19 protein-coding genes and 1 pseudogene are annotated in these 24,740 nt (G+C 72.3%); 9 read left to right on the forward strand and 11 right to left on the reverse strand.

Annotated elements, in window-relative coordinates; translation table 11 throughout:
- Positions 1–41: 41 nt before the first annotated feature.
- The gene (locus AB0I59_RS05315) at positions 42–953 is read right to left on the reverse strand and encodes a ferredoxin family protein (protein ID WP_061255383.1); all 912 of its coding nucleotides are present in this window, start codon (positions 951–953) and stop codon (positions 42–44) included.
- Between the two features lie 273 nt (positions 954–1,226).
- Positions 1,227–2,825 (reverse strand): glycerol-3-phosphate dehydrogenase/oxidase, encoded by a 1,599-nt coding sequence (locus AB0I59_RS05320; RefSeq protein ID WP_435830919.1) that lies wholly within the window; start codon positions 2,823–2,825, stop codon positions 1,227–1,229.
- An 88-nt stretch (positions 2,826–2,913) separates the two neighbouring features.
- Between AB0I59_RS05320 and AB0I59_RS05325 the strand changes: the two genes are divergently transcribed.
- A complete protein-coding gene (locus tag AB0I59_RS05325) occupies positions 2,914–4,482 on the forward strand; it encodes an FAD-binding oxidoreductase (protein WP_358130617.1) in 1,569 nt (522 codons plus the stop codon).
- A 33-nt stretch (positions 4,483–4,515) separates the two neighbouring features.
- Entirely contained in the window at positions 4,516–6,177 is a 1,662-nt protein-coding gene (locus AB0I59_RS05330) for a metallophosphoesterase family protein (protein ID WP_358130276.1), read from the forward strand.
- Here the strand turns inward: AB0I59_RS05330 and AB0I59_RS05335 are convergent.
- Positions 6,161–6,472 carry a hypothetical protein gene (locus AB0I59_RS05335; protein WP_358130279.1) on the reverse strand — a complete coding sequence of 104 codons (312 nt, stop codon included), beginning with the start codon at positions 6,470–6,472 and terminating at the stop codon, positions 6,161–6,163. The genes AB0I59_RS05330 and AB0I59_RS05335 overlap by 17 nt on opposite strands.
- Before the next feature lie 163 nt (positions 6,473–6,635).
- Here AB0I59_RS05335 and AB0I59_RS05340 point away from each other — a divergent pair, with 163 nt between their 5' ends.
- Positions 6,636–8,255, forward strand: a complete 1,620-nt coding sequence (locus AB0I59_RS05340) for a bifunctional 3'-5' exonuclease/DNA polymerase (RefSeq protein WP_358130282.1) — start codon at positions 6,636–6,638, stop codon at positions 8,253–8,255.
- A gap of 76 nt (positions 8,256–8,331) precedes the next feature.
- Here AB0I59_RS05340 and AB0I59_RS05345 read toward each other — a convergent pair.
- From AB0I59_RS05345 to AB0I59_RS05370, 6 genes and pseudogenes are all read right to left on the reverse strand, one after another.
- Positions 8,332–8,550: pseudogene (locus AB0I59_RS05345) on the reverse strand (helix-hairpin-helix domain-containing protein); the annotation flags it as partial.
- A 49-nt stretch (positions 8,551–8,599) separates the two neighbouring features.
- Positions 8,600–9,958, reverse strand: a complete 1,359-nt coding sequence (locus tag AB0I59_RS05350) for an MFS transporter (protein WP_358130285.1) — start codon at positions 9,956–9,958, stop codon at positions 8,600–8,602.
- A 36-nt stretch (positions 9,959–9,994) separates the two neighbouring features.
- Positions 9,995–12,253 (reverse strand): serine/threonine-protein kinase, encoded by a 2,259-nt coding sequence (locus AB0I59_RS05355; RefSeq protein WP_358130288.1) that lies wholly within the window; start codon positions 12,251–12,253, stop codon positions 9,995–9,997.
- A 156-nt stretch (positions 12,254–12,409) separates the two neighbouring features.
- Positions 12,410–13,804 (reverse strand): YlbE family protein, encoded by a 1,395-nt coding sequence (locus tag AB0I59_RS05360; RefSeq protein WP_358130291.1) that lies wholly within the window; start codon positions 13,802–13,804, stop codon positions 12,410–12,412.
- A 99-nt stretch (positions 13,805–13,903) separates the two neighbouring features.
- A complete protein-coding gene (locus AB0I59_RS05365) occupies positions 13,904–15,349 on the reverse strand; it encodes an AllF/FdrA family protein (RefSeq protein WP_358130293.1) in 1,446 nt (481 codons plus the stop codon).
- Entirely contained in the window at positions 15,346–16,356 is a 1,011-nt protein-coding gene (locus AB0I59_RS05370; protein WP_358130295.1) for an oxamate carbamoyltransferase subunit AllH family protein, read from the reverse strand. The genes AB0I59_RS05365 and AB0I59_RS05370 overlap by 4 nt, the downstream gene beginning before the upstream one ends.
- A gap of 229 nt (positions 16,357–16,585) precedes the next feature.
- Here AB0I59_RS05370 and AB0I59_RS05375 point away from each other — a divergent pair, with 229 nt between their 5' ends.
- The 6 genes from AB0I59_RS05375 to cutA all read left to right on the forward strand — a co-directional run bounded on the left by AB0I59_RS05375 (position 16,586) and on the right by cutA (position 24,009).
- On the forward strand, positions 16,586–18,229 hold the full coding sequence (locus tag AB0I59_RS05375) for a PucR family transcriptional regulator (RefSeq protein WP_061255390.1): 1,644 nt from the start codon (positions 16,586–16,588) through the stop codon (positions 18,227–18,229).
- Positions 18,230–18,330: 101 nt separating this feature from the next.
- Positions 18,331–18,549 carry an RNA-binding S4 domain-containing protein gene (locus tag AB0I59_RS05380; RefSeq protein WP_061255391.1) on the forward strand — a complete coding sequence of 73 codons (219 nt, stop codon included), beginning with the start codon at positions 18,331–18,333 and terminating at the stop codon, positions 18,547–18,549.
- 213 nt (positions 18,550–18,762) lie between these two features.
- Entirely contained in the window at positions 18,763–20,130 is a 1,368-nt protein-coding gene (locus tag AB0I59_RS05385; protein WP_358130299.1) for a uracil-xanthine permease family protein, read from the forward strand.
- 54 nt (positions 20,131–20,184) lie between these two features.
- Complete coding sequence (locus AB0I59_RS05390; protein WP_061255393.1) at positions 20,185–21,066, forward strand: FAD binding domain-containing protein; 882 nt, start codon at positions 20,185–20,187, stop codon at positions 21,064–21,066.
- The gene (locus AB0I59_RS05395; RefSeq protein ID WP_082776828.1) at positions 21,059–21,622 is read left to right on the forward strand and encodes a (2Fe-2S)-binding protein; all 564 of its coding nucleotides are present in this window, start codon (positions 21,059–21,061) and stop codon (positions 21,620–21,622) included. The genes AB0I59_RS05390 and AB0I59_RS05395 overlap by 8 nt, the downstream gene beginning before the upstream one ends.
- Complete coding sequence (gene cutA / locus AB0I59_RS05400; protein ID WP_061255394.1) at positions 21,619–24,009, forward strand: aerobic carbon-monoxide dehydrogenase large subunit; 2,391 nt, start codon at positions 21,619–21,621, stop codon at positions 24,007–24,009. Before AB0I59_RS05395 ends, cutA begins: the two co-directional genes overlap by 4 nt.
- 165 nt (positions 24,010–24,174) lie before the next feature.
- On the opposite strand, the gene AB0I59_RS05405 is transcribed toward cutA, so the two are convergent.
- Positions 24,175–24,453 carry a hypothetical protein gene (locus tag AB0I59_RS05405; RefSeq protein WP_061255395.1) on the reverse strand — a complete coding sequence of 93 codons (279 nt, stop codon included), beginning with the start codon at positions 24,451–24,453 and terminating at the stop codon, positions 24,175–24,177.
- Positions 24,450–24,692, reverse strand: coding sequence for a DUF6364 family protein (locus tag AB0I59_RS05410; protein ID WP_061255396.1), 243 nt, complete (start codon positions 24,690–24,692; stop codon positions 24,450–24,452). The genes AB0I59_RS05405 and AB0I59_RS05410 overlap by 4 nt, the downstream gene beginning before the upstream one ends.
- Positions 24,693–24,740: the final 48 nt, after the last annotated feature.

The raw sequence follows: 24,740 nt of genomic DNA on the forward strand, positions 1-24,740 counted from the left end.
CGCCGGGATCAGCCGTGGTGTTCCCGGCTCTTCGCAGAGCCTCAGGCCGGTACCGGAGTGAGCTGGCTCAGCTCCGTCAACCTGTAGGTCGAGATCTCTTCGGTGCAGGCCGTACCGCACGGTGCCGCGAACACCGCAGGTTCGACCACTACCCGAAACCGCGACAGACCACCTGGCCTCGTGCACTGCACGATGCACACGGTGGCGTCGCCTTCCGATTCCGACCGGGAGGATTCCACGGCCACCCCGCCGACCGAGAGCTCGCCCGTATGTGCGCGGACGAAATGCTCGGCGGCTTGCAGTGGCTCAGGGAGACCCGCGCGCCCCCGGTAACGGTCGAGGACGACCTCGCCGCGCCGGTACGCGTTTGCCGCCGCGATCGCAGCAGCCTGAGACATGCTGCCGTAGTAAAGCCCGTGTGGCAAGCATACGAGGTTAGCGGCGTATCGATCGCCGCCTACATGAGTGGTTTCCCACACCTGGCCCGGCAGCTTCTCGTCGAGAGACCGCGCGAGCGGGAGCCCGAAACGGGCGCAACACGCGTTGCGCTTGGCGTGGGTGCACACCAGAAACACCGGCTCGTTCACCAGTATGCAGGACTCCGGAACCACTCCGTGCACGAGTGAGCCCAGGTCAAGATCGTTGGAGGTCTCGAAGAAGCCTTCCGCGAGCCACGGCCGCGCTCCCGCCGACGAGGCGACGAACACGTGCAGCGGGCCGCCCTGGGCCGGACGCCGCCCGGTGCGGCGGATCAGCTGCGGCCGGATGCCGAGCGAGGTGGCCCGGTCGATCAGGGCGTGCACGTCGTCGGGAAGCCGGCACTCGTCGAGGTAGGCCGCCCAGGGGCCGGAATGCTCGATGAGCAGCCAGAACCGGGCGCCGACCGTCGCACTGGCGAGGATGGGAGCCTCGCCCGTGTGCAGCGCGGCGAGGTGCCCGCACCCTTTGGACATGCCGGTCCGCCCTCCTCTTCGTCTCGTCCCGCCCCCGTGGGCGCCCCGGAGTTCCGGGGCCGGCCCAACAGAATTAGGTAAGACTAACCTTATCGAGATGGGTCCGGGACTCGGCGCGCGGGGGTCACAACTTCCCCATCGGTCTCCGGTCAACCGGCGGGCACAGAGATTCGCGTCACACTTCGCTCGCTGTCACGCTCCGTCCCCGCCCTGACGCGCGGTGTCCGGGCCCGGGCGGATCCGCGGTCGGTCGGCGGAGGGCGGCGGTCGAGGTCAGCGGCCGAGGGCGAGCGCCGCCTCGGCGGCGGGAAGGGCGGCGGCGCGGTCCTCGGGGATCAGTCCGATCCTGGTCCGCCGGTCGAGCAGGTCGTCCACGTCCAGGGCTCCCTCGTGGCGCACCGCCCAGACCAACTCGGCGAGCGTGATCCCGGCCGCGACCGGCTCGGCCAGCGCCGGGTCCGCCAGCGCCAGGTCCTGTACGGCCCGCGCCTCCCCGCCGTACCGCTCGACCAGCCGTGCGGGCGGGTCGTGGCGTGGCGGCGACGCGCCGGGCGCGCGTCCGGCGATGGGGGAGTGTTCCCGGCCTCCCTCGAACGCCGACCCGGCGCCCACCAGGGGCAGCCGCGCCGTACGGCTGGGCGAAGCGGTGGGGCAGGCCGCGTCGACCGCGTCCTCGGCCATCCGGCGGTACGTCGTGAGCTTGCCGCCGACGACGGTGACGATCCCGTCGGGCGAGGTGACCACCGCGTGCCTGCGGGACAGGTCGGCCGTGCCGGCCCCGGCCTCCCCGCCCGTCCGGATCCGTGCCGGGCCGTGCGTCGGTGCGGGGCCGTCGAGAAGCGGTCGCAGCCCGGCGAAGGCGCCGGCCACGTCGGCCCGCCGTACCGGCTCGCGCAGGACGGTCCCCAGGACGTCCAGGAGGAACGAGACGTCGCTCTCGGGCGCCTCCGGGACGTCGGGCAGGGGCCCGTCCACCGGCTCGTCCGTGAGGCCCACGTAGATCCGTCCGTCGGCCTGCGGGAGGACGAGCGCGAACCGGTTGCTCTCGCCGGGGATCGGGACGTGCATCCCGGTTCGCAGGCCGTGGAGGGAGCCGGGACGGAGCACGAGATGGGTCCCGCGCGACGGGCGGAGCCGCACCAAGGGGGAGAGCTGCCCGGCCCACACGCCCGTCGCGTTGATCACCGCCCTGGCCCTGACGCCGAACTCGGCGCCGGTCATCTCGTCGCGGACCTGGGCTCCGTCGCCGGCGAGCGACAGGGCCCGGCACCTGGTGAGGATCCGGGCACCGTGGGCGGCGGCGGTACGGGCGATGGCGACCACCAGCCGGGCGTCGTCCACGACCCGGCCGTCCCAGGAGAGCAGCGCTCCGCGCAGGCCGCGCTCGTGCAGGGCGGGCGCCAGCGTGAGCGCCCGCTTCGCCGACAGCCGCGACGGCCCGGGGAGCAAGTGCCGCGGGGTTCGCGCGGTCGCGCGCAGCCCGTCCCCGAGGCGGTACCCGGTCATCACGAGGCGGGCCTGCCCCGGAGAAACCGACGGCGTCAGCGGCAGCAGGTACGGCTGCGCCCGCACCAGGTGGGGGGCGGTGTGCCGGAGCAGCACGCCCCGCTCGACGGCGCTCTCGCGGGCCACCCCGACCTGTCCCTTGGCCAGGTAGCGCAGCCCGCCGTGGATGAGCTTGGAGCTCCAGCGAGAGGTGCCGAAGGCCAGGTCGTGGGCGTCGATCGCCGCGACGGACAGGCCGCGCGAGGCGGCGTCGAGAGCGGCTCCGGCACCCGTGGCGCCGAGCCCCACGACCAGCACGTCCACCACGATGTCCCGGATCTCGGCGAGTTCCCGGGCGCGCCGCCCGGCGTTCAGGGAGGAGTCCACATAAACCCCTAATTCCTCATCCATTACTGTTGAGTAACCTAGTCTCAGAGGTGACGCCATGGAACCACCGCAGACTCCCGTGGAGCCGATGCTCTGGTCGGGATGGGGAGATCCCGCCAAGGCCGCCGAGCTGCCTCCGCCCGTACGACGGCTGCTCGCCGACCTGCTGGGCGTCCGGGCGCCCGAGCGGCCCGCCGCGACGTTCGGCGAGGTGCGGTTGCCCGCCTCGGCGCTGTCCCCGCTGGTGCTGAGCACGCTCTCCTCGGTGGTCGGCGGCGAGCACGTGCGGTTCGACGACGACGCGCGGATCAGGCACACGCGCGGCAAGTCCACACCCGACCTGCTGCGGATGCGCGCGGGCGACGGCGCCGACGCGCCGGACGCGGTCGTGCTGCCGGGCTCGCACGCGGAGGTCGCCGAGGTGCTGCGGATCTGCGCGGAGCACCGCGTCGCGGTCGTGCCCTTCGGCGGCGGAACGTCCGTCGTGGGCGGCCTGGTCGCCGCGCGCAAGGGGTTCGCGGGTGTCGTGGCGCTCGATGTGGCGCGGCTCAACCGGCTCGTCTCGATCGACGCCGAGTCCATGGTCGCGGAGCTGGAGCCGGGACTGCGCGCGCCGCAGGCCGAGCAGTTGCTGGCGGCGCGCGGGTACACCCTGGGGCACTTCCCGCAGTCCTTCGAGTACGCGACGCTGGGCGGGTTCGCGGCGGCCAGGTCGAGCGGCCAGGCGTCGGCGGGATACGGCCGCTTCGACGACCTGGTGGTCGGCATGACGGTGGCGACGCCGCGCGGCACGCTGGATCTCGGCCGCGCCCCCAAGTCCGCCGCCGGACCGGATCTGCGCCAGCTGATCCTCGGATCCGAGGGGGCCTTCGGCGTGATCACCTCGCTCCGCCTCCGCGTACGGCCCGCGCCCGAGGTCCGGATGTACGAGGGGTGGCGGTTCGCGGCGTTCCCCGCCGGGGTCGCGGCGCTGCGCGGGGTGGCGCAGGAGGGCCCGGCGCCGACGGTGCTGCGGCTGTCCGACGAGACCGAGACCATGGTGGGCCTGGCCAGGCCGGAGGAGCTCGGCACGCTCACCGCCGAGCCCGGCTGCCTGGTGATCGCCGGGTACGAGGGCACGCCCGGCGACGTCGCGTACCGCCGCGAGCGCACCGCGGCGACGCTGTCGGAGATGGGCGGCGTGCCCCTCGGGCCCGAGCCGGGGGAGAAGTGGGCCCACGGCCGCTACTCCGCGCCCTATCTGCGTGACTCGCTGCTCGCCGCGGGGGCGACCGTGGAGACGCTGGAGACCGCCTGCTTCTGGTCGGGTCTGCCGCGCCTCTACGAGGCCGTACGGCAGGCGCTCACGGCCTCCCTGGGCTCCCCGCTGGTCATGTGCCACGTCTCGCATGTGTACGCCACAGGGGCCTCGCTGTACTTCACCGTGGTGACCGCGCAGTCGGAGGACCCGGTCGGCCAGTGGGAGTCGGCCAAGCGCGCGGTCAACGACGCGATCGGCCTGGCCGGGGGGACCATCTCCCACCACCACGGCGTCGGCCGCGACCATCGGGACGCGTTCGCGCTGGAGATCGGAGACCTGGGCGTATCCGTCCTCCGCGGGGTCAAGGAACGGCTCGACCCGGCGGGGATACTCAACCCGGGAGTGTTGATCCCATAGCGGCGCCGGTCATGATCAGGCGAAGATGGGGTCATGGCCGATGTGCACGCCGATGTGAACGCCGATGTGAACGCGGACGCGGATGCGCGTCCCGCGCGGGGCGCGCGGCAGTCATCACGGGTCTCGGAGGCCGGGGCGGGCTGGAACTGCCAGGAGGTCGGCACCTTCCAGCGGCTGCGGCCGAACCGGGCGACCTTCACCTGGCTGAGGCCGGGGACGCTCTGGCGATCGCGCAACGAGATCCTGGCGCAACTCTTCGGCGACCCCTCCGCCGAGGTCCGCCGCCGCTGGGTGGAGGCCCAGCGGGAACGCGGCGTCGACCCGGATTTCCGGATATTTCGTGAGGTGGGGGAGGACTTCACGTTCCTCGTGCTCGGCGACACGGGCGAGGGTGACGCCTCCCAGTACGCCGTAGTTCCGGGCCTGCTCAAGGCCGGTGAGGGGACCTCGTTCGCGGTCATCGCCAGCGACGTCATCTACCCGACCGGGTCGGGCAACGAGTACCGCGACAAGTTCTACCGGCCGTACCAGGACTACCGGGCGCCGATCTACGCGGTGCCGGGCAACCATGACTGGTACGACGGGCTCGGCGGTTTCATGCGGGTCTTCTGCGAGGCCCAGCCCCTGGAGGTGAGGGAGCAGGGGTTCCGCCTCTCCCCGTCGGGGCTGCGCGGCCTGCTGTGGAAGAAGCCCGCGAAGATCGACGAGGAGGCGCTGGCCACGGCACGCCGGATGCGCTCCGCTCCGGGGCAGCAGGCGACCATGCCCGCGCCGTACTGGGTGCTCGACCTCGGACGGCTTCTCGTCGTCGGCATCGACACGGGGATCCGCGGCGACATCGACCGCGAGCAGGGGGAGTGGCTGCGCCGGATCTCCGCCGATCCCCGGCCCAAGATCCTTATCACCGGCAAGCCGATCTACGTGCGCAACGACTACCACCCCTGCGACATCGAGGGCGGGGGAACGGTGGACGACATCGTCCGCGACCCGGCGCACAACTATGTCGCGGCGATCGGCGGCGACGTCCACAACTACCAGCGCTTCCCGGTCAGGGTCGGTGACCGGGTCATCCAGTACATCGTCTCGGGCGGTGGGGGCGCGTTCATGCACGCCACCCACACCATCCCCCGGGTCGACGTCGGCGGCGTCCACGAGGACGACTTCAAGTGCTATCCGCTGCGCGGAGACTCGCTGTCGTTCTACAGCCTGCTCTACAGCAGGCGGCTGCGGATGCGCTGGCTGTACCTCACTCCGGACGAGGGTCTCGCCCTCATGTCGCGGCACGTCGGCAACGTGCCGCCGCGCTCGATCGCCGCCGATCCCGACGGGACGCCCCCGCCACCGGGCACGGCCGGGAGCGGCGGCGTGGGCGGCGTGGGCGGCGTCGTGGGCGGTGGCGGCGGGCAGGTTCGGACGGCGCCCGTACGGATCACCGCGAGGATGAAGTGGGCGGCGCGGCTGCTCGGCGGGTGGCCGATGCCCTTCCACCTGCCGGTGGGCCGGGTGTTCCACCGGTGGATCTCCGAGCTGTCCGACTGGGACACCCCGCCGTTCTTCAAGAGCTTCCTGCACGTGTCGGTCACCGGGGACGTGCTGCGGATCCGCTGCCTCGCCGCGACCGGTTGCCTCGCCCAGGAGATCGACCCGCCGCTGGAGGACGAGGTCGAGATCCCCCTGGTCAGGACCGTCGCCTAGACCGTCGCCTAGAGGACGAGTTCGGCATGGTCTCGCCGGGTGCGGAGGTTCCAGTAGGTCTGGGCCAGGTCGTCGGGGGCGATGGCCGGGAAGCCCTCGGCGGTGATCCCCCGATCGGCAACGCCGACAGCACCATGTACTCGAACTGGCTGATCCCCGCGTCCCGCTGCATCTGCGCGTCGAGCGCCGCGGGCAACTGGTTCAGCAGCAGCGCCAACGCGTACCAGCTCAGCTGCTCGTCGCCATCGAGCCAGCGCGGCTCCAGCTCCTCTTCCACGCACTCGCCATACTTCAAGCTTGAACTCTTTGCGCAATTCGATCACTTTACGCTTGAAGTATTGCCGGTCGGATTCCGGTCGGTGGCTCATGGCCGAGATCTTCAGCGATCCTCTGGAGCGGCAGAGCCGGGAGCGCGGGGACGCCGACGATATGTCGGTGGCGCCTGGCAGGCTGGGCTCGTGCAGGTGCTGATTGCGGCGGATCCGGACGGCGGCGGGACGATCCGCCCCGTCGGCGGTCCCACGACGCGGGTCGGCGACCTGGCGGAGGCCGTGCGCGAGCTGGAGGCCGCCGCGCGCCCCCGGTGGGTCTGGGCGGACGCGCGGCGGATCTATCCCGCACTGCTCGCCCGTGGCGTACGGCTCTCGCGTTGCCACGACGTCACCCTCACCGAGGGGCTGCTGCTCGGCGCAGACGGGCGATACGGCGAGCCGAGGTCGGCCGAGGCGGCCTACGCGCGGCTGCGCGGGCTGCCGGTGCCGGAGGACCGGGCGGAGCTCGCCGAGGCGGCGCAGGCGAGCCTGTTCGAGCCGGAGGACACGGGCCCGGCCGGGCCGGACGTCGCCGAGATCGACCTCCTCTCCGAGGCGTACGACGACCAGCTCGGCCGGATCGTCCGCACGGCCCACCCCGGACGGTTCCGCCTGCTGGTGGCGGCGGAGTCGGCCGGCGCGCTGATCGCGGCCGAGATGGGCCATGACGGCATGCCCTGGCGCGAGGACGCGCACGACGAGCTGCTGACCGAGCTGCTCGGCCCCCGGCCGGTCCACGGGATGCGCCCCTCCAAGCTCCAGGCGCTCGCGGACGAGATCTCCGCGGCCTTCGGGCATCCCGTCAACCCCGACTCGCCCCAGCAGATCGTCAAGGCGTTCAAGGGCGCGGGCATCGCGATCCCGTCGGCCAGATCCCGTGTCCTGGCGTCGGTCGAGCATCCCGGCGTGGCCCCGCTGCTGGCGTACAAGGAGCTGGCCCGGCTGTACAGCTTCCACGGCTGGGTCTGGGCCGACCAGTGGGTGCGGGGCAACCGGTTCCGGGCGGAGTACGTGGTGGCCGGTGTGGTGTCCGGCCGGTGGGCGACCAGCGGCGGCGGCGCGCTGCAGATCCCGAAGGTCATGCGCCGCGTCGTGGTCGCCGACGACGGATGGACGCTCGTGGTCGCCGACGCCGCCCAGCTCGAACCCCGGGTGCTCGCCGCCATGGCCGGCGACGGCGGCCTCGCCCGCGCGGCGGGGGAGATCGACCTGTACGCCGCGCTGGCCCAGGCGTTCGGCGGTGAGCGCGACTCCGCCAAGATCGCCATGCTGTCCGCCATGTATGGCGGGACCAGCGGTGACGCGCCCAAGCTGCTCGCCGTGATGCGGCAGCGCTTCCCTCAGGCGTACACGTTCGTGGAGGACGCCGCTCGCGCGGGCGAGGAGGGACGGCTGGTCAGGTCGTGGCTCGGCCGGACCTGCCCGCAGCCGTCGGCGCGGTGGCGGGAGCTGGTGTCCGGGCCCGACGGCGCGCGGGCGGCCCGCGACCGAGGACGGTTCACCCGCAACTTCGTCGTCCAGGCCACCGCCGCGGAGTGGGCGCTGACGCTCATGGCCGTGCTGCGCGGCCGGCTGCCCGATCCGGCCCGTCTGGTGTTCTTCCAGCACGACGAGGTCATGGTGCACTGCCCGCTCGACCTGGCCGGTGAGGTGCGGGCCGCCGTGGGCGGCGCGGCCGAGGAGGCGACCCGGCTGCTGTTCGGCCGGACGCCGGTCCGGTTCCCGATGGAGGCCGTCGCGGTCGGCCGCTACGCCGACGCCAAATAGCCGCCGCCCGGCCCGGCCGGAGTCCCCGTACAGGGCGGCGCCGGATGAGCCCCAGCCGGCTCACAAGTCCCCAGGCTTACCGGGCCGGGCCGGATGTGCCCCACCTGGCATACAAGCCCTCCCGCTGGCTGGGCTGAACGATGGTGTCGAGCGGGCACGGGTCCAGGGCCTCGCCGGAGGCGGCCGATATCTGTTCGTACAGCTCGATCGGGTTTCTGCCTGCCAGTTGTGCGATGCGGGTGATGGCGACGCGTTCGAAGTAGCCGGCCACCGCCCGGCCGACGTTGACCAGTTCGGTGAGGTCGGCACCGGTGAGGTCCGCTCGGTCGCTGGCCGACCCCCGTCTACAGGGCCGTGGCGGGGCGCCGGGAGGAGACGGTGAGCCAGACGGCGAAGATCCCGACGACCACGGCGACGGCCGCCCCCAGGACGCCGTAACCGGCGAAGCCGACGATCGCCCCGGCCAGGATCGTTCCGGTGGCGCCGCAGACGTTCATCAGCAGGTCGGACATGCCCTGCACGGCCGGGCGGCGCTCGATCGGCACCGCCTCGGTCAGCATCGCCGAGCCGGAGACCAGCCCGCACGACCAGCCGACGCCGAGCAGCAGGAGCCCGGCGCCGACCTGCGGGACGTCGTGGTGCCCCGCCGATCCGGCGAGGAGGGCGGCGCAGATCAGCACGCCCATGCCGACGAGCATGACGTTCCGCCTGCCGATGCGGTCGGCGAGCCAGCCGACGACCGGCGACAACACGTACATTCCGGCGATGTGCACGCTGATCACGATGCCGATGACCGAGATGGACGCGCCCTCGTGGTCGAGATGCACCGGCGTCATCGACATGACCGAGACCATGGCGGTGTGGCTGATCGCGATGCCGGCCAGCGCCCGGCGGGCCTGCGGCGCCTGACGGAGCGCCTCCCAGGCGGTGCGGAGCGTCCGGCCGCCGCGGTCCGGTGCGGCCGCGACGCGGCTCCTGGGCCCGCTCGCGGGGGCATCCGTGCCCGCTTCCGACGGCGCTGCCGGGTCGAGCGGCGTGACGGGGTCGAGCGGCGTGACCGGCTCGGCGATCCGCCGGGCGAGGATGAACGGGTCGGGACGCAGCCCGACGTTGATGATCAGCGCGGTGACCGCGAAGGTGAGCGCGGAGAGCGCGAACGGCCCGGCGGCGCCGCTCAGGCCCAGCGGCTCGGCCACCGCCTCGGCGGGCTCGACCAGGTTGGGGCCGGCGACGGTGCCGACGGTGGAGGCCCAGACCACCCACGAGAGATGCCGGGCGGCGTGGCCCGGAGGGGCGAGATCGGTCGCCGAGTAGCGCGCGGCCAGGTTGCCCGCGCTCCCGCCGCCCACGAGGACGAGGCCCGCGAGCAGGAGCTGCCACGATGCGAGCGCGATCGCCAGGACCGCGATGACGGAGCCCGCGAAGGCGCAGGCGTAGGCCAGGGTCAGCCCGGCCCGCCGCCCGCCGCGCCCGGCGGCGCGGGCGGTGGGCAGCGCGAGCAGCGCCGCGCCGAGCACGGTGGCGGTACCGGCGAACCCGCTGATCACCGTGGACCCGGACAGGCGGTTCACGACCAGGGAGCTGAGGGCCAGGCCGACGGCGACTCCCGCCCCGCCGACGGTCTGCGCGGCGGACAGCACGATCAGCACGCGCCGCTGCACACGAGACACATCTATGGGGATTTTGAGGGGAGTCGTCGTCATGAGTGAAGTTTGCCATGGCTCATGACGGACATTTCATTACTCTGGCGTGAGGCTGCCCCAAAGCGCCTGGCGTACGCTCGCGGCGGAATCGTTCCAGCCGTAGTCGGGCGACGTGACGGTGATCGAGTACGCCCGGTCGTCGACCTCGAGGTAGCGGGTCAGCCGATGCATGGTGACCTGGCTGGAATCGGTGTACGTGTACTCCCAGTCGGCGGCCGGCCAGCGGTAGTCGGCCGCGCTCAGGTTCACCTGCGTGTAGTCGTCGTACTTGGCCTGCTGCTCCGCCACCCTGAGCGCGGGCAGACCGCCGTCGGAGATCGTGCGGACCACGATCGTCTGCGCGCTGTCCTTGGGGCCGGAGAACGTGGTGGCGCCCGACTCCGAGGCCACCGTCCACTCCTTCGGCACGGCGATGGAGACGCCGCCGCCGGACAGGGTCTGGTACCCCTTGGGCGTCACGAAGTCGCCCTCGGCGCCGCCGTCCTTCCCGCCTTCCCCGCCCGCGTCTCCGGCCTTCACCGGGGCGGAGCTCGGCTCTCCGGCGGACCGGACGCCCTGGTCGCCGGAGCCGCCGGGAAGCACCAGGAGGACGACCGCGACGATCACGCCGATGACCGCGACCGCCGCCACGGCGATCAGCACGGTGGAGCGGCTGCCCCGCTCGCCGGACGGCTTCTGGCCCTCGGCGCGGCGGCGCCCTCCGGACCGGCTCGCACTCCTGCCCCGGCCGGCGGTCCCGATGGCTTCGGCGGTCCCGTTGCTCGCAGCGGCGCCGGAGTTGTCGGCGCCCGTGGAGCTCCTGGAGCTCCTGGAGCTCCTGGAACCCCTCGACCCGGAGCCCGGGTCCGGCTCGGGCTTGCTGTGTGCGCCCTCGACGCGCCTCCTGACCCGCCCGGGGCCGGTCGCGAAGGGGTCGTCCGGGTCGATGCCCGGATCCCGCCCCAGGCGGCCGGGAAGGTCGGAGGGAGCGGGAGCGGGCCACATCGCGTCGGCCCTGCGTTCCGGCGCGTGCGTGGATCCCGACGGGGAGGTCAGCGGGTCGAACGGCGGCGCGGACCCGAACAGCGGTGCGGAGCCGAACGGGACGGAGGCGCCGTCCGTGCCGTGCCGTACGGGAACGGGGGGAGCGAGAGGCGCCGAGAGCGGGTCGCGCGTCGGCGTGGCGTGCCCGCCGGTGGCGCCCGTCGTGCCCGGCCGGGCCGGGGAGCCGCCGTCCACGCGGTGGGCGCCGGAGGTCTGCGCGGCGGAGTACCCGCCCGACGGGCTCGCCATCGGGTCGAACGGAACGCGGATCGGGCCCGACGGCGTCTCGATGATGCGCGACGGCAGCGGTCCGGAGGGCATGTCCAGCGGCGGCAGCAACTGTGCGGGAGTGGAGTCCTGCGGGGTCGGCATCGCGCCCCGGTTTCCGGGTGTCGTGATCCCCGCTCCGTGGCTCTGCAGGACGCGTTCCAGCATGTCCGCGACCTGCGCGGCCCCGATCCGGTCGGCGGGGTTCTTGCGAAGCAGGCCCTCGATGACGGGCAACAGGGTTCCGGCGCGCTGCGGCCGGGCCGGTTCCCGCGTGAGCACGGCGCCGAGCACGGCCACCGCGTCCGGCCCCTCGTACGGCGGGCGGCCCTCGACAGCGGCGTAGAGGGTGGCGCCGAACGACCACAGGTCCGCCGCGTGCGTGATCGGGCGGCCCTGGAGCCGCTCCGGCGGGATGTAGGCGGGCGATCCCATCAGCAGGCCGGTCTGGGTGATCGTGACGTCGCCCTCGATCGCGGCGATGCCGAAGTCGGTGAGCACCACCCGGTCGGCGGTGAGCAGCACGTTGCCCGGCTTGACGTCACGGTGCAGGATCCCGGCCGCGTGCGCGTGGCGCAGCGCGTCCAGCACGCGGATGCCGATCTCGGCGGCCTGCACGACGGGCAGCGGCCCGCTCTGCCGTACGGCCTGCTCCAGGGACCAGGCGCGGACCAGTTCCATGACGATCCAGGGGCGCCCGTCCTCCTCCACGACGTCGTGGACGGTGACGATGCCCGGGTGGCTGAGCCGTGCCGCCGAACGCGCCTCGCGCAGCATGCGCTGGTGGGCGCCGTGGGTGCCCGCCTGGTCGAGACCGAACGGCAAGATGAGCTCCTTGACCGCGACGTCGCGGTCGAGCAGGACGTCATGGGCGTGCCAGACCATGCCCATGCCGCCGCGGCCGACCGGTGAGAGGAGGCGGTAACGCCTGCCGACGAGCCGTCCCTGCCCCTCGGGCACCGGTCCGGCCGTACTTCCTCCGATGGGACCCTGACCCTCCGGCATGGAGGGGACCATACCGAGCAAGCGATCGGTTGTCATGCGCTGGTCCCCAATTCTGGCTCAGTCCGCACAAATCCCCCCAAGACCCGATCCGCGCGAATTCACAAGATATGTGAGGTTGGCAACCGATATTAGGGTCAATCCAGGGTCAAAGGGAATTCATGCCTTCGCCAGGGCCTCCAGCGCGGCGGTGAACGCCTCCACGGGAGGACTGACCAGACCCGCTCCGACCTGGCCTGTTCCCGCGACGCGACCGGCGATACCGGTGTTGACGACCGGAAGCACGCCGGTACGCGCGACGAGGGTGACGTCGACGCCCACCGGAGTGCCGCGGAACCCGAGCCCCGGGATCTGGTACGCCGGATGCTCCGCCAGGGTGATCTCGTACATCGAGGTCGTCGCCGCGACGGCGTCCGACACGTCACCGCCGACGAAGCGCACGATCGCCGGCGCGGCCGCCATGGCGAAGCCGCCCAGCCCCGTCGTCTCCGTGATCGTGGAGTCGCCGATGTCCGGGTTGGCGTCCGCCGGGCCGTACGCGCCGAGGTAGAGACCGTCGGGAACCCCGGCGGGGCCGGTGAACCAGCGGTCCCCGAGCCCGGAAACCTGGATTCCGAAATCGGTCCCATTGCGCGCCATCGCCACCACGAGGCTGGAGCCGGGCACATCTCTCGCGGCGTCGGCGCTCACTTTCGCCGCCGCCATTCCCGCGTTCAGGAAGAAATGATCGTTTCCATTGATAAATCGCAACACCTCCGCGGCGTGCTCGGGCGCGGCCTCCACGATGGCGGGCGCCAGCTCGCGCACCATCAGCGAGGTCGCCGCGCGGTTGCGGTTGTGGAGCTCGTCGCCCATCTGCAGGGCCTGCGCGACCAGGGCGCGCAGGTCGAGCGGCCCGCTCCTGTCCAGCGCAGCCCGGAGCACCGGGCCCAGCACGTCGCCCATCCAGCGCAGCCTGTCGATCACCTCCGGGCCGTACGCGCCGTACCGCAGCACCTTGCCCAGGCCCTCGTTCAGCGAGCAGTAGGCGGTGCCGCCGTGTTCGGCGTCCGTGACCTCCAGCATCCACATCGAGGGGCTGACCAGGCCCGCCATCGGCCCGACCGTCCGGTGATGGTGGCAGGAGTCGAGCGTGATGCCGGACCCCGCGGCCAGCCGGTCCTCCGCGTCCTTCGGAGAGGAGGCGAGTCCCTCGAAGAGCATCGCGCCGATCAGGGCCCCCCGCATGGGGCCGGAGGCGCGCTCCCAGGTGATCGGCGGCCCCGCGTGCAGGAAGGTGCCGGGTTCCAGGCCGAGGACGTCACGGGCCGGGCGTACGCCGACGAGCATGGGCCGGGCGGACACCATCCGGCCGACGGCGGTCGCGTTGGCCCGCTCCCTGCGCGGATCGGCGAGCACCCGGGCCAGGGCGGCGGCGGTGCCGGGGAGAGGCGGGCGCCAGTCGACCTCGATCCTCGCCACGGCCTGCTGGTCCAGCGCCTCGCCGAGCACCGCGGTCCCGGCCGTGATCACGTGGGGCTCACGGCTCAGCATCGACAGCGTCATCGAGGTCATCGGGCTCCTATCGGGTCGGTTCGCGTCTCGGAGGTTCGCGTCTCAGGGGTTCGCGCCGTAGAGGGGCGCGTCTCCAGGGGTCGCACGGGGACGGCGGTCTCAGGCACCGGCGTGAGCGCGCGCGAGCTCACGCGCGTGGCGCGCGGCCGCCGCGTTGGACGTGAACACCGCGGCGCCCGCCTCGTTCAGCCGGGCCGCCTGGGCGCGCAGGCCCTGCGGGTCGCCGTCCGTGCCGACGAGCGCGACCACCACGGCGACGCCGCGCTCGCACGCCCGCGCGACGCCCGGCGCCAGCCGTGCGGACGGATCCGGGTCGGCGCCCTGCCCCAGCACCACGTCGAGGAGGACCACCCCCGACTCGACGGCGTCCAGCGCCTCCAGGCGGAGCGTCGGGTCGATCATCGGGTGGGCGCGGCCCCGCGTGTACTCGTCGTCGCCGAAGTCGGTGAACTCGCCCGTCCCGGCGATCAGGGCGGCCTCGGTGCAGAGCGTGCCGCCCGAGTACAGCCCGCGCAGCGGCCCCCGTACCGCGTCGCCGGCCGGCCCGGATGTGCCCTCCGAGACGGCGTGCTCCGCCGGCGACGCGGGCCATGCGGGCCATGCGGGCCATTCGGGCACCTCGCGACCGAGGGCGCCCAGCACCCGCTCCACGGCGGTCGTGAGGTCGTCCTGGCCCGGCCCGAGCAGCGCCGCGACGACCTTCGTGCCGAGCCCCAGATCCTGTACGGCCCGCGCCACCTCGGCGGCGGGCGGCTTGGAGACGAGCACGATCAGCTCGGTGGCGGGGTCGGCGTCGAGGGCGCGCAGGGCCTGGATCGTCGAGCGTCCGCCCACCTCGGCCGACAGGTCGCGCCCGCCCACCCCGAGCAGGTGGCTCACGCCCACGCCGGCCAGGTCGAGCAGGCTCGTCACCTGCTGCGCTCCCGTACCCGAGGCGGCCACGACGCCGACCGGGCCCGGCCGGAGCACGTTGGCGAAGCCGAGCCCCGCACCGCCGATCACGGCGGTCCCGCAGTCGGGCCCCATCACGAGGACGCCCTGCTCCCGCGCGCGGTCCTTGAGGAGGATCTCCTGCTCGACCGGGACGTTGTCACTGAAGATCATGACGGAGATCCCCGCCTCGACGGCGTCGACGGCCTCCAGGAAGGCATACTCCCCGGGCACGCTCACCAGGGCGACCGTCGCGTCCCCGGACCGTGCCGCGGACCGTGCCGCCGCGCGAGCCGCCGACCGCGTGGTGCGCGGAGGTGCTTCCTCCCTTCGCGAGCCGCTCGCCGCGCCCCGGGCCGCGAGCTGTCGCTCCAGCTCGCACGCGGCCTCCTGTACGGCGTCCTCCGACGAGGCCCTGATCGCGACGAGCAGATCGCCCGGCGTGGCCGGGGGCACCGAGAAGCCCGCGTCGCACGCCAGACCCACGTTGAGCTCGGTGGCCATCGCGACGATCGCGACGCTCACCCCTGGCCGCCCGGCAAGCGCCTGGCTGACCCGCATCAGGCTCACCGAGTCGTGGTAGACCCCCGCGCGTACTTCCACCAGATCGTTCAAGGACGCTTCCTCCCGCGGCTTCCGGCGCTGAATGCCGTGCTGAATGCCGTACTGCCCGATGCGCTACCCGCTGTGCTGATCGCCGTGCCGCCTGTCGTACCGATGTCCCCGATGTCCGTGCCGATGTCCAGGCCGTTCTCCGAACCGCAGGAACGGCCCGCGGGCCACGAACGCAGCGCGAGAACGGCGGCCAGGCCCGTGCGCACGCCCCAGGCGAGGTCGGCGCCGGAGGTGTGCCCGAGGCGCAGCAGGCGGTGCACCGCCGAGTCGAGCGGCTGCTGTCCCGCGACGCCGCGCAGCACGCCGAGCACCTCCGAACTGGCCTCGCCGCGCGCCGCGCAGTGGAGCAGCGTGGCGGAGATGGGCGTCGTCCGCGCGCGGGCGTCGTAGGTCACCGCCGCGGCCAGCCAGTCGGCCAGCCACACGGCGCGCGGGGCGGCCGCGGCGAGGCCCAGATGGCGCAGCGTCACCAGCAGCCCGCACAGCATGTCGTCGCCGCTGGGCGTCAGCCCCGGCCCGAGACCGAGCAGTCGTTCCGCCGCCATGATGCCGTCCACCAGGGAACCCGACCGGCACCCGGCGGAGAGCAGCCCGGGGGCGCCGGTGACGTCCAGGCCCGGCTGCCGCTGCGCCCGTACGCAGATGTCGTCGAGTAGCGGCAAGGCCCGCGCGAGGCGGGCCGGATCGGCGGCGCCGAGCGGCGGCGCCGGATCCCACCAGCGCCGGACCCGCACAGCGACGCCGCCCAGTCCGATGGAGCCCTCCCCGACCCAGCACTCGTCCCCCAGGGGAAGACGGTCGAGCGGCCCGGACAGCACCACCGCGTTGGGCAGGCGGGTGGCCTCCCCGCTGACCAGGGCGATGACGTGCGGCTCCCACTCGCTCCTGACCTCCAGATAGACCGCGAGCGGGAACGCCGCCAGCACGCGGGCGGGACGGCGCGGTGATTCGAGCGCCGGGCGCAGCGCGACGCTGGCGGCCCCCCCGATCTGGGTGCGACCTCCCACGCCTCCCGGCGGACGTGCCGGGGAGCGCCGCGCTCTCGGACGTGTGTCGACAGTCATCGAACCTCCCGTTGAGCGCGTCAGAGCCGACGCTAGAACGCCGCCCCTGAGCTCCGTACGGAGAAAGCTGCCAACAGTGGGCCAAATGCTTGGCTCTTCCTGACAGTCGGATTGTTCGGCACAATCGGCCTGAGCCGTACATATCCCCCGAAGCTCAACCCCGGAGCGCACGATGACGATCGATCCCGCCGCGCCGGCGATGAGGCTGGCCAGCACAGGAACCATCCTCCACGGCGTGTCCGTCGGGGAGGTGCTGGGCGTGTCGACGCTGGCGGACGCCCGTCTGATCGCGGGAAAGCGCGGCCTCGACCGCATCGTGCAGCGCCTCAACGTCATGGAGGTGCCCGACATCCTGGCCTGGGTGAAACCGCACGAGCTGCTGCTCACCACGGGCTATCCACTGCGCAACACTCCACAGTCGCTGGACCGGCTGGTGGCGGATCTCGACGAACGCGGGCTGGCCGCGCTGGCGATCAAGCTTGGGCGGTACCTCGACGAGCTGCCGGAGGAGATGGTCGAGCAGGCCGACAGGCTCGGGTTCCCCCTGATCCTGCTTCCCAACGACGTGGGCTTCGACGACATCCTCAACCAGGTGCTCACCGACATCCTGAACCGCCAGGCCGGGCTCCTGGCCAGGGCCGAGGAGGCGCACCGGGCGCTGGTCCAGATCGTGCTCGCCGGAGGCGGCATGCGCGAGGTCACCGCCGAGGTCGCCGGGCTGCTCGACGTGGCCGTCGCCGCGCTGGACGCCGGAGGCCAGATCCTGGCCTCGGCCGGCGACGCCGGGCAGGTGGCGGCGCTGCGCGAGACCTGCCTCACCGTGGGAGCGCCTCCGGAACAGCCGTCACCGGGCACGCGGGTACCGTCCAGCTCCATCGCGCCGGTCACGGCGTCCGACGGGCATCACGCCGTGGTGCCGGTCGTGGCGGGCGGGCACCATCACGGCAGGATCGTGGCGTTCAGCGCCTCCGGCGCGCTGACCCCGAGCGACATCGGCATCCTGGAGCGCGCCGCCACGGTCGCCGCCCTCGTCGTGACCAAGCAGGAGGCGGTGACCGCCGTCGAGAGCAAGTACCGCGCCGACTTCCTGCGCGACGTGCTCACGGGCAGGGGCGGCACCCGGGTCGCCGAGCGCGCCCGCGCGTTCGGGTGGGACCTGGAACGCCCGGTCAGCGTCCTGGTCGCCGAGATCGACCCGGACGCCGAGGAGCGCCCCGCCCAGGACCGCATGCTCACCGCCTGGCAGTCCGCTGTTCGCAGGTACGACCCGCGCGGCGCGGTGGCCGGGTTCTCCCACGAGGTCGTCGCCGTCGTCGGAGCGGGGATCGACACCATCCGGCTGGCCAGGGACGCCCTCGCCGCCGTCTCCGACTGCACGTTCTCCACCGGCCTGAGCCGGGTCGCCGGGGGCGCCGACCTGCTCCCCGGCGCGTACGGCCAGGCGCTCAAGGCCGCGCGGGTCGGCCGGCAGCTGCACGGCGGCGGCGCGGTCGCGCACTTCGACGAGCTGGGCGTCTACCGGCTGCTCTCGCTGGTGAACGACACGGATGAGCTGCACGCCTTCGTCCGTGAGACGCTCGGGTCGCTCGCCGGGGACGACGACGTGGAGAACGCGGACCTGCGCCGGACGCTTCAGGTGCTGCTGGAGACCAATCTCAACGTCGCGGAGACCGCCCGGAGGCTGCACTTCCACTACAACACCCTGCGCTACCGCATCGGGAAGCTGGAGCGGATGCTCGGCAACTTCACCGAGGACGCCCACCTGCGGCTCAACCTGACCCTCGCGCTGCACGTCCTGCGCATGCGCGGCATCTGAGCCGCACGTCCGACCGGTACGGCTGACCGGTACCGCTCAGCCGTACGGCTGAACCGTCCGCTGAGCCGTACCGCGCGGCGGGGACGTCCTAAGCTGGCGCGGTGAAAGAGACATTCGAGCTGAACGACGACTACATCCCGCTCTGCGACCTGCTCAAGTACTGCTACGTCACGGACTCGGGCGGGGCGGCCAAGCACCTCATCGCCGAGGGGAACGTCCGGGTGGACGGCGCGGTCGAGCTGCGCAAGGCGTGCAAGATCCGGGCCGGCCAGGTCGTCACCGGCGAGGGCTTCGAGATCCGGGTCGTCGCCGCCTCGTGAACGGGCGCGTCCACCCGTTGACGACGTGATGTGACGTTCACCGCCCCGCCCGGCGCCCGGTGCGCAACATGACTGCTGCGGATCGCCTCTGGTTTGGCACAAGATGCCCGTGTGTAATGGGAATCGCGGGCCTAATGTGCCCGCAAAGCAGTGCCGCGCTGGAAGCCCGCGGGGTGGCCACCGGACGTCGGCCCAGGTAAAAGAGGGGCTTGCATGGCTTTCGGCTGGAAGTTGCATGGCGACGGGAAGAACCTGCCACCGGGCGAGGTGGTAAAACCCGACGAAAGACTGAGCTGGCCGCGCATGGTCGGTTTCGGCGCCCAGCACGTGATCGCGATGTTCGGCGCGACGTTCGTCTTCCCCCTGGTCATGGGGTTGGACCCGAACGTGGCCGTGATGATGTCCGGTGTCTCGACGATCCTGTTCCTGCTCATCGTGCAGGGCAAGATCCCCAGCTACCTCGGCACGAGCGCGTCATTCGTCGGCGGCGTGGTCGCGATTCGCGCCGCGCAGGGGGACAGCGCCACGGTCACCGGCGCGATCCTGATCGCGGGTGTCGTGCTCGCCCTGTGCGGCGTCGCGATCCACTACCTCGGCGTACAGATCATCCACAAGATCTTCCCGCCGGTCGTCACCGGCGCGGTGGTCATGCTGATCGGGTTCGGCCTGGCCTACGTGGTCGCCGACGTCTACTGGCCGCAGGACCACTGGATCGCCCTGATCACCATGCTGGCGACCTTCCTGATCATTGTGCTGTTCCGGGGGTTCATCGGCCGGATCGGCATCCTGCTCGGCCTGGTCTTCGGGTTCGTCCTCTCCTGGGGCGCGGACAAGGTCTTCGGGAACATCACCGCGTACAACGCGGGCACCGGGCAGATCGACACACATCCGCGGGTGAACTTCGACGCGGTGGCGAGCGCGGACTGGATCGGGCTGCCGAACTTCCACGCCCCCGACTTCAAGGTCTCGGCCATCGTCCTCGTGCTGCCCGCCGTCATCGCGCTCATCGCGGAGAACGTCGGCCACGTCAAGGCCGTGGGCGAGATGACCGGCGCCGACGTCGACCCGTACATGGGCCGGGCGGTCGCCGCCGACGGCGCCGCCACCGTCATCGCCTCCGCGGTCGGCGGCTCGCCCACCACCACGTACGCCGAGAACATCGGTGTCATGGCGGCGACCCGGGTCTACTCGACCGCCGCCTACTACGTCGCCGCCGTCATCGCGATCCTGTTCGGCCTGTGCCCGAAGTTCGGCGCGCTCATCGCCGCCACGCCGGGCGGCGTGCTCGGCGGCATCACCGTCATCCTGTACGGCATGATCGGCCTGCTGGGCGCGAAGATCTGGATCGAGAACCGGGTGGACTTCTCCGACCCGGTGAACATGGTGCCGGTCGGCGCCGGGATCATCCTCGCGATCGGCCCGGTCACCCACCAGATCGCCGGCGACTTCGCGCTGGCCGGCATCGCCCTGGGCACCATCGTGGTCCTCGGCGGCTACCACCTGCTCCGTGCCATCGCACGCGGCCCGAGGAAGGAGGTCTCCGGTGGGGAGATCGGATTCGAGAGGGATGCCGCGACCTGACCTGCCGCCGGGGACCCCGCGGCAGGCTCCACCACTTCGGAGTAAGACGACCACGTGAAACCACCTCCGTTCGACTACCACGCCCCCGTCTCGGTGGATGAGGCCCTTGAGGCCCTCGCCGAGGCGGGGCCGCACGGCAAGGTCCTGGCCGGAGGCCAGAGCCTGATCCCGCTGCTCAACATGCGGCTGGTGGCGCCGTCCCAGCTCGTCGACATCAACCGCGTCGGCGAGCTGGACACGCTCACCGCCGACGCGGGCGGCGTCCGGGTGGGGGCGCTGGCCCGGCACGCGACCGTCGAGCGCTCGGCCGAGGCCGCGGCGGTCCAGCCGCTCCTCCGCCAGGCGCTCGCGCTGGTCGCGCACCCCGTGATCAGGAACCGGGGGACCGTGGTCGGCAGCCTCGTGCACGCCGACCCGTCCGCCGAGATGCCCGCGGCCCTCGCCCTCCTCGGCGGGTCCGTACGGCTCGCGCGGCTCGGCGGCGAACGCGAGGTCGCGGCGGCGGACTTCTTCATCGGGCCGATGGAATCGGCGATCGAACCGGGCGAGCTCGCGGTGTCCGCGTTCTTCCCGGCGCTTCCGCCGCGTTCGGGCACCGCGTTCCGCGAGGTCGCCCGGCGGCACGGCGACTACGCCGTGGCCGGTATGGCCGCGCTCGTCACCCTCGACGAGGACCTGCGGATCGTCTCCGCCCGGGTCGCCTGCGTCAGCGTCGGCCCCGGACCGGTGGTCGTCGACGTCTCCGACGCCTGCGGCAGGCGACCCGCGGCGTCCGTCCCCTGGGACGCGGTCACCGCGGCCGTACGGGATCGGATCGATCCCGATGAGGACATCCACGCGACGGCCGAGTACCGGCGGCATCTCACCGGAGTGCTGGCGGAGCGGGCGCTCAAGGACGCCGCGAGGAACGCGGTAACGGAGGCGGCTCATGAGTGACGCAACCACCCGATACGCCATCACGCTCGTGGTCAACGGCGTGGTCAGGGAGGCGGAGGTGCCCGCGCGGCGCCTGCTGTCCGACTGCCTCCGGCACGACCTGGGACTGACCGGCACGCACGTCGGCTGCGAGCACGGCGTCTGCGGAGCGTGCACGGTGCTGCTCGACGGCGAGCCCGTACGGTCCTGCCTGACGTTCGCCGTCACGGTCGACGGCCACGAGATCACCACGGTGGAGGGTCTCGCCAGGGACGGCGAGCCGTCTCCCGTGCAACGGGCCTTCACCGAATGCCACGGCCTCCAGTGCGGCTTCTGCACCCCGGGCTTCCTCTGCACGGCGACCGCGTTCCTGCGGGAGAACCCGACGCCGACCGACGAGGAGGTGCTGGAGGCCGTCTCCGGCAACCTGTGCCGGTGCACCGGCTACCAGAACATCGTCAAGGCCGTGCACCGGGCCGCGGAGATCCAGGCGGAGCTCCCGACGGAGCCCCAGCCAGGGCTGCTCCAGGCGGAGAACGGGTCCGGCGATTCAGGGGAGCGAGGGAACACGGCGTGACGACGAAGCTCTTCGGCGAACCGGTCCGCCGGCGCGAGGACGCCCGGCTGGTCACCGGCCAGGGCCGCTACCTGGACGACCTCGGGCCGGGCGCGTTGGCCGCCGCCTTCGTCCGGTCGCCCCACGCGCACGCCCGCATCCGCGACATCGACGTCTCGGCCGCGCTGGACGTGGACGGCCTGGTCGCGATCTACACCTGGGAGGACCTCCCCGGGGCGCTGGCCGAGCCGCTGCCGCTGCTGATCCCGCATCCCGCGCTGACCCACGGCCGTACGGCGTACCCGCTGGCCAAGGACGTCGTGCGGCACGTCGGCGAGCCCATCGTGATGGTGGTCGCCGAGGACCGCTACATCGCCGAGGACGCCTGCGCACTGATCGACGTCGAGTACGAGTTCCTCAAGCCGGTCGTCGGCGTCGAGGAGGCCGTCCAGGGCGTCCACCTGGTCCACGAGGACGTGCCCGGCAACGTGGGCGCGCACATGGTGCAGGAGGTCCCGTCCCGGGACGGCCGGTCGGCGGCCGAGGCCATCGCCGCCGCGCCGCACACCCTGGAGTTCCGGCTCGACATCGAACGCAGCGCGTGCATGCCGCTGGAAGGCAAGGGCGTGTACGCCCGCTGGGACGCCGACGACCAGTCGCTGCGGGTCTACTCGTCCACCCAGACGTCCACCAGCGTGCGGATGGCGGTCGCGGCCAAGCTCGGCCTGCCGCTGCCCAAGGTCGAGGTGATCGCGCCCGACGTCGGCGGCGGCTTCGGCGTGAAGATCGTGCACCCATGGCCGGAGGAGATCCTCATCCCCTGGGCGGCCCGGCTGCTCGACCGGGAGATCAAGTGGACCGAGGACCGGCGGGAGCACTTCGTCTCGTCGGCCCACGAGCGGGCCCAGGTGCAGCACGTCAGGGTCGGCTTCGACGACGAGGGCCGCGTCCTCGGCCTCGACGTGACCATCCTGCACGACAACGGCGCGTACACGCCGTACGGGATCATCGTGCCGATCATCACCTCCACCCAGCTCCTCGGGCCGTACAAGATCGGTGCCTACCGGGTGGAGTTCTCCTCGATCTACACCAACACGGTGCAGGTCACGCCGTACCGGGGGGCGGGGCGCCCGCAGGGCGTGTTCTGCATGGAGCGGACGATGGACCGCGTCGCCGCCTACCTGGGGCGGGACCGGACCGAGGTGAGGGCGGCCAACTTCATCGGGCCGGACGAGTTCCCCTACGACCAGGGCCTGATCTTCCAGGACGGCCGGCCGCTGATCTACGACAGCGGGAACTACCCCGAGTCGCTGCGGATGCTCAAGGAGCTGATCGGCTGGGACTCCTTCCCCGAGATGAAGGCGCGGGCCGCGGCCGACGGCCGCAGGATCGGCATCGGCGTCGGCTGCTACGTCGAGGGCACCGGCGTCGGCCCGTACGAGGGGGGCCATGTGCAGGTCACCTCCGACGGCCGGGTGCACGTCTCGACCGGCCTGACCTCGCAGGGACAGGGCCACGAGACCGTGTTCGCGCAGATCGCGGCCACCGAGCTGGGTGTGCCGATCGAGAAGGTCTCCGTCGTCACCGGCGACACCCGCCGCTTCGGGTACGCCGTGGGGACCTTCGCCTCGCGCGCCGCGGTGATGAGCGGCAACGCCATCGCGCTCGCCTGCCGCAAGGTCCGCGAGAAGGCGCTGCGTATCGCCGCGGACGCACTGGAGGCCGACCCGCGCGACCTGGAGATCACCGACGGGATCGTCCACGTCGCCGGAACGCCGTCCGCGTCGATCCCTCTCGCCACCGTCGCCGTGCTGTCCAACCCGCTGCGGTACGCCTTCGACGAGGAGACCAAGCGCGCCACCCAGTTCTCCGGCGCGTCGTCGATGGACCGCCCGCCGGTGGACGAGGGGGAGGAGCCGGGACTGGAGGGGCGGGACTACTACTCGCCGATCAGGTCGACGTTCGCCTCCGGCATGCACGCCGCGATCGTGGAGACGGACCCGGAGACCGCCGAGATCACGATCCTCAGGTACGCCGTCGTCCACGACTGCGGCAAGCTGATCAATCCCATGATCGTCGAGGGGCAGATCCACGGCGGCGTCGCCCAGGGAGTGGGCGGGGCGCTGTACGAGAAGATGGTCTACGACGAGTACGGCCAACTGCTGAACGCCTCGTTCATGGACTTCCTCATGCCGTACGCCACTGAGGTGCCGCGTATCGAGACCGCCCACCTGGAGACGCCCTCGCCGCTCAATCCCCTGGGCATCAAGGGGGCGGGAGAGGCCGGGGTCATCCCGGTGTCCGCCGTGATCGCCTCCGCCGTCGAGGACGCGGAGGCCATCCCCATCGACCGGATGCCCATCTCTCCCTCCGACCTGCACACCCTGCGCCTGCGGCTCGCCCGGTAACTCGCCCGGTGAGGAGGGACGTGGGGGGGGGGGGGGGGGGGCCCCCCCCCCCCCCCCCGCCGCCCGCAGTGGGGATTGTGCCGGAGGTTCCTTCCGCCGGAGGCGTCCGCCCCGGACGGCCCGTCGTCAAAGGGACACGTCAAAGGGACACGTCAGAGGGCCGTGTCAGAGGCCCAGAACGAGGCGCAGTCCCTCCGAGACGCCGCGCATTTCGGCATCCCGCGCCTCGCCGGTCTTGCGGGTGAACTCCTTCTTGCTGACCACCGAGAGCAGCGCGCAGTGCGCCAGGCGCTCGCCCACTCTCGGCAGGGTCGCGGCGGTCAATCCGACATCGGGGACGAGAGGGACCACGGCGATGTCCTCTCGCAGGTCGTAGATCTCGGGTACGCCTACGGCCAGGACGTGATATTCACCGAATGCCTGCCAGATCTCGCCACGCCTCACGCTGTGCCTTCCAGTGCTCGTGACAGGGCCCGGCGATTGGCCGCGAGGTGCTCACCGATGAGCTCCCGCATGCGGGGCTCGGCGGCGATCACGGCGGCGGACTCCGCGGCGAGCGCCTCACGGCGCATCGTCCGGGTCACCCAGGCCGAGAGGGAGAGTCCTTCGCGTTCGGCGGCGGCACGTGCCTGCTCCACGACGGTCTCCTCGACCGACAGCGTGATCTTCTTGGTGCGCTCCATATCGTCAGTATGGATTTCCGTTATGGCATCTCTCAATAAGGATTTCAT

The organism is Microtetraspora glauca (assembly GCF_040656155.1).
In the GTDB taxonomy this organism is placed as follows: Bacteria; Actinomycetota; Actinomycetes; order Streptosporangiales; family Streptosporangiaceae; genus Microtetraspora; species Microtetraspora glauca.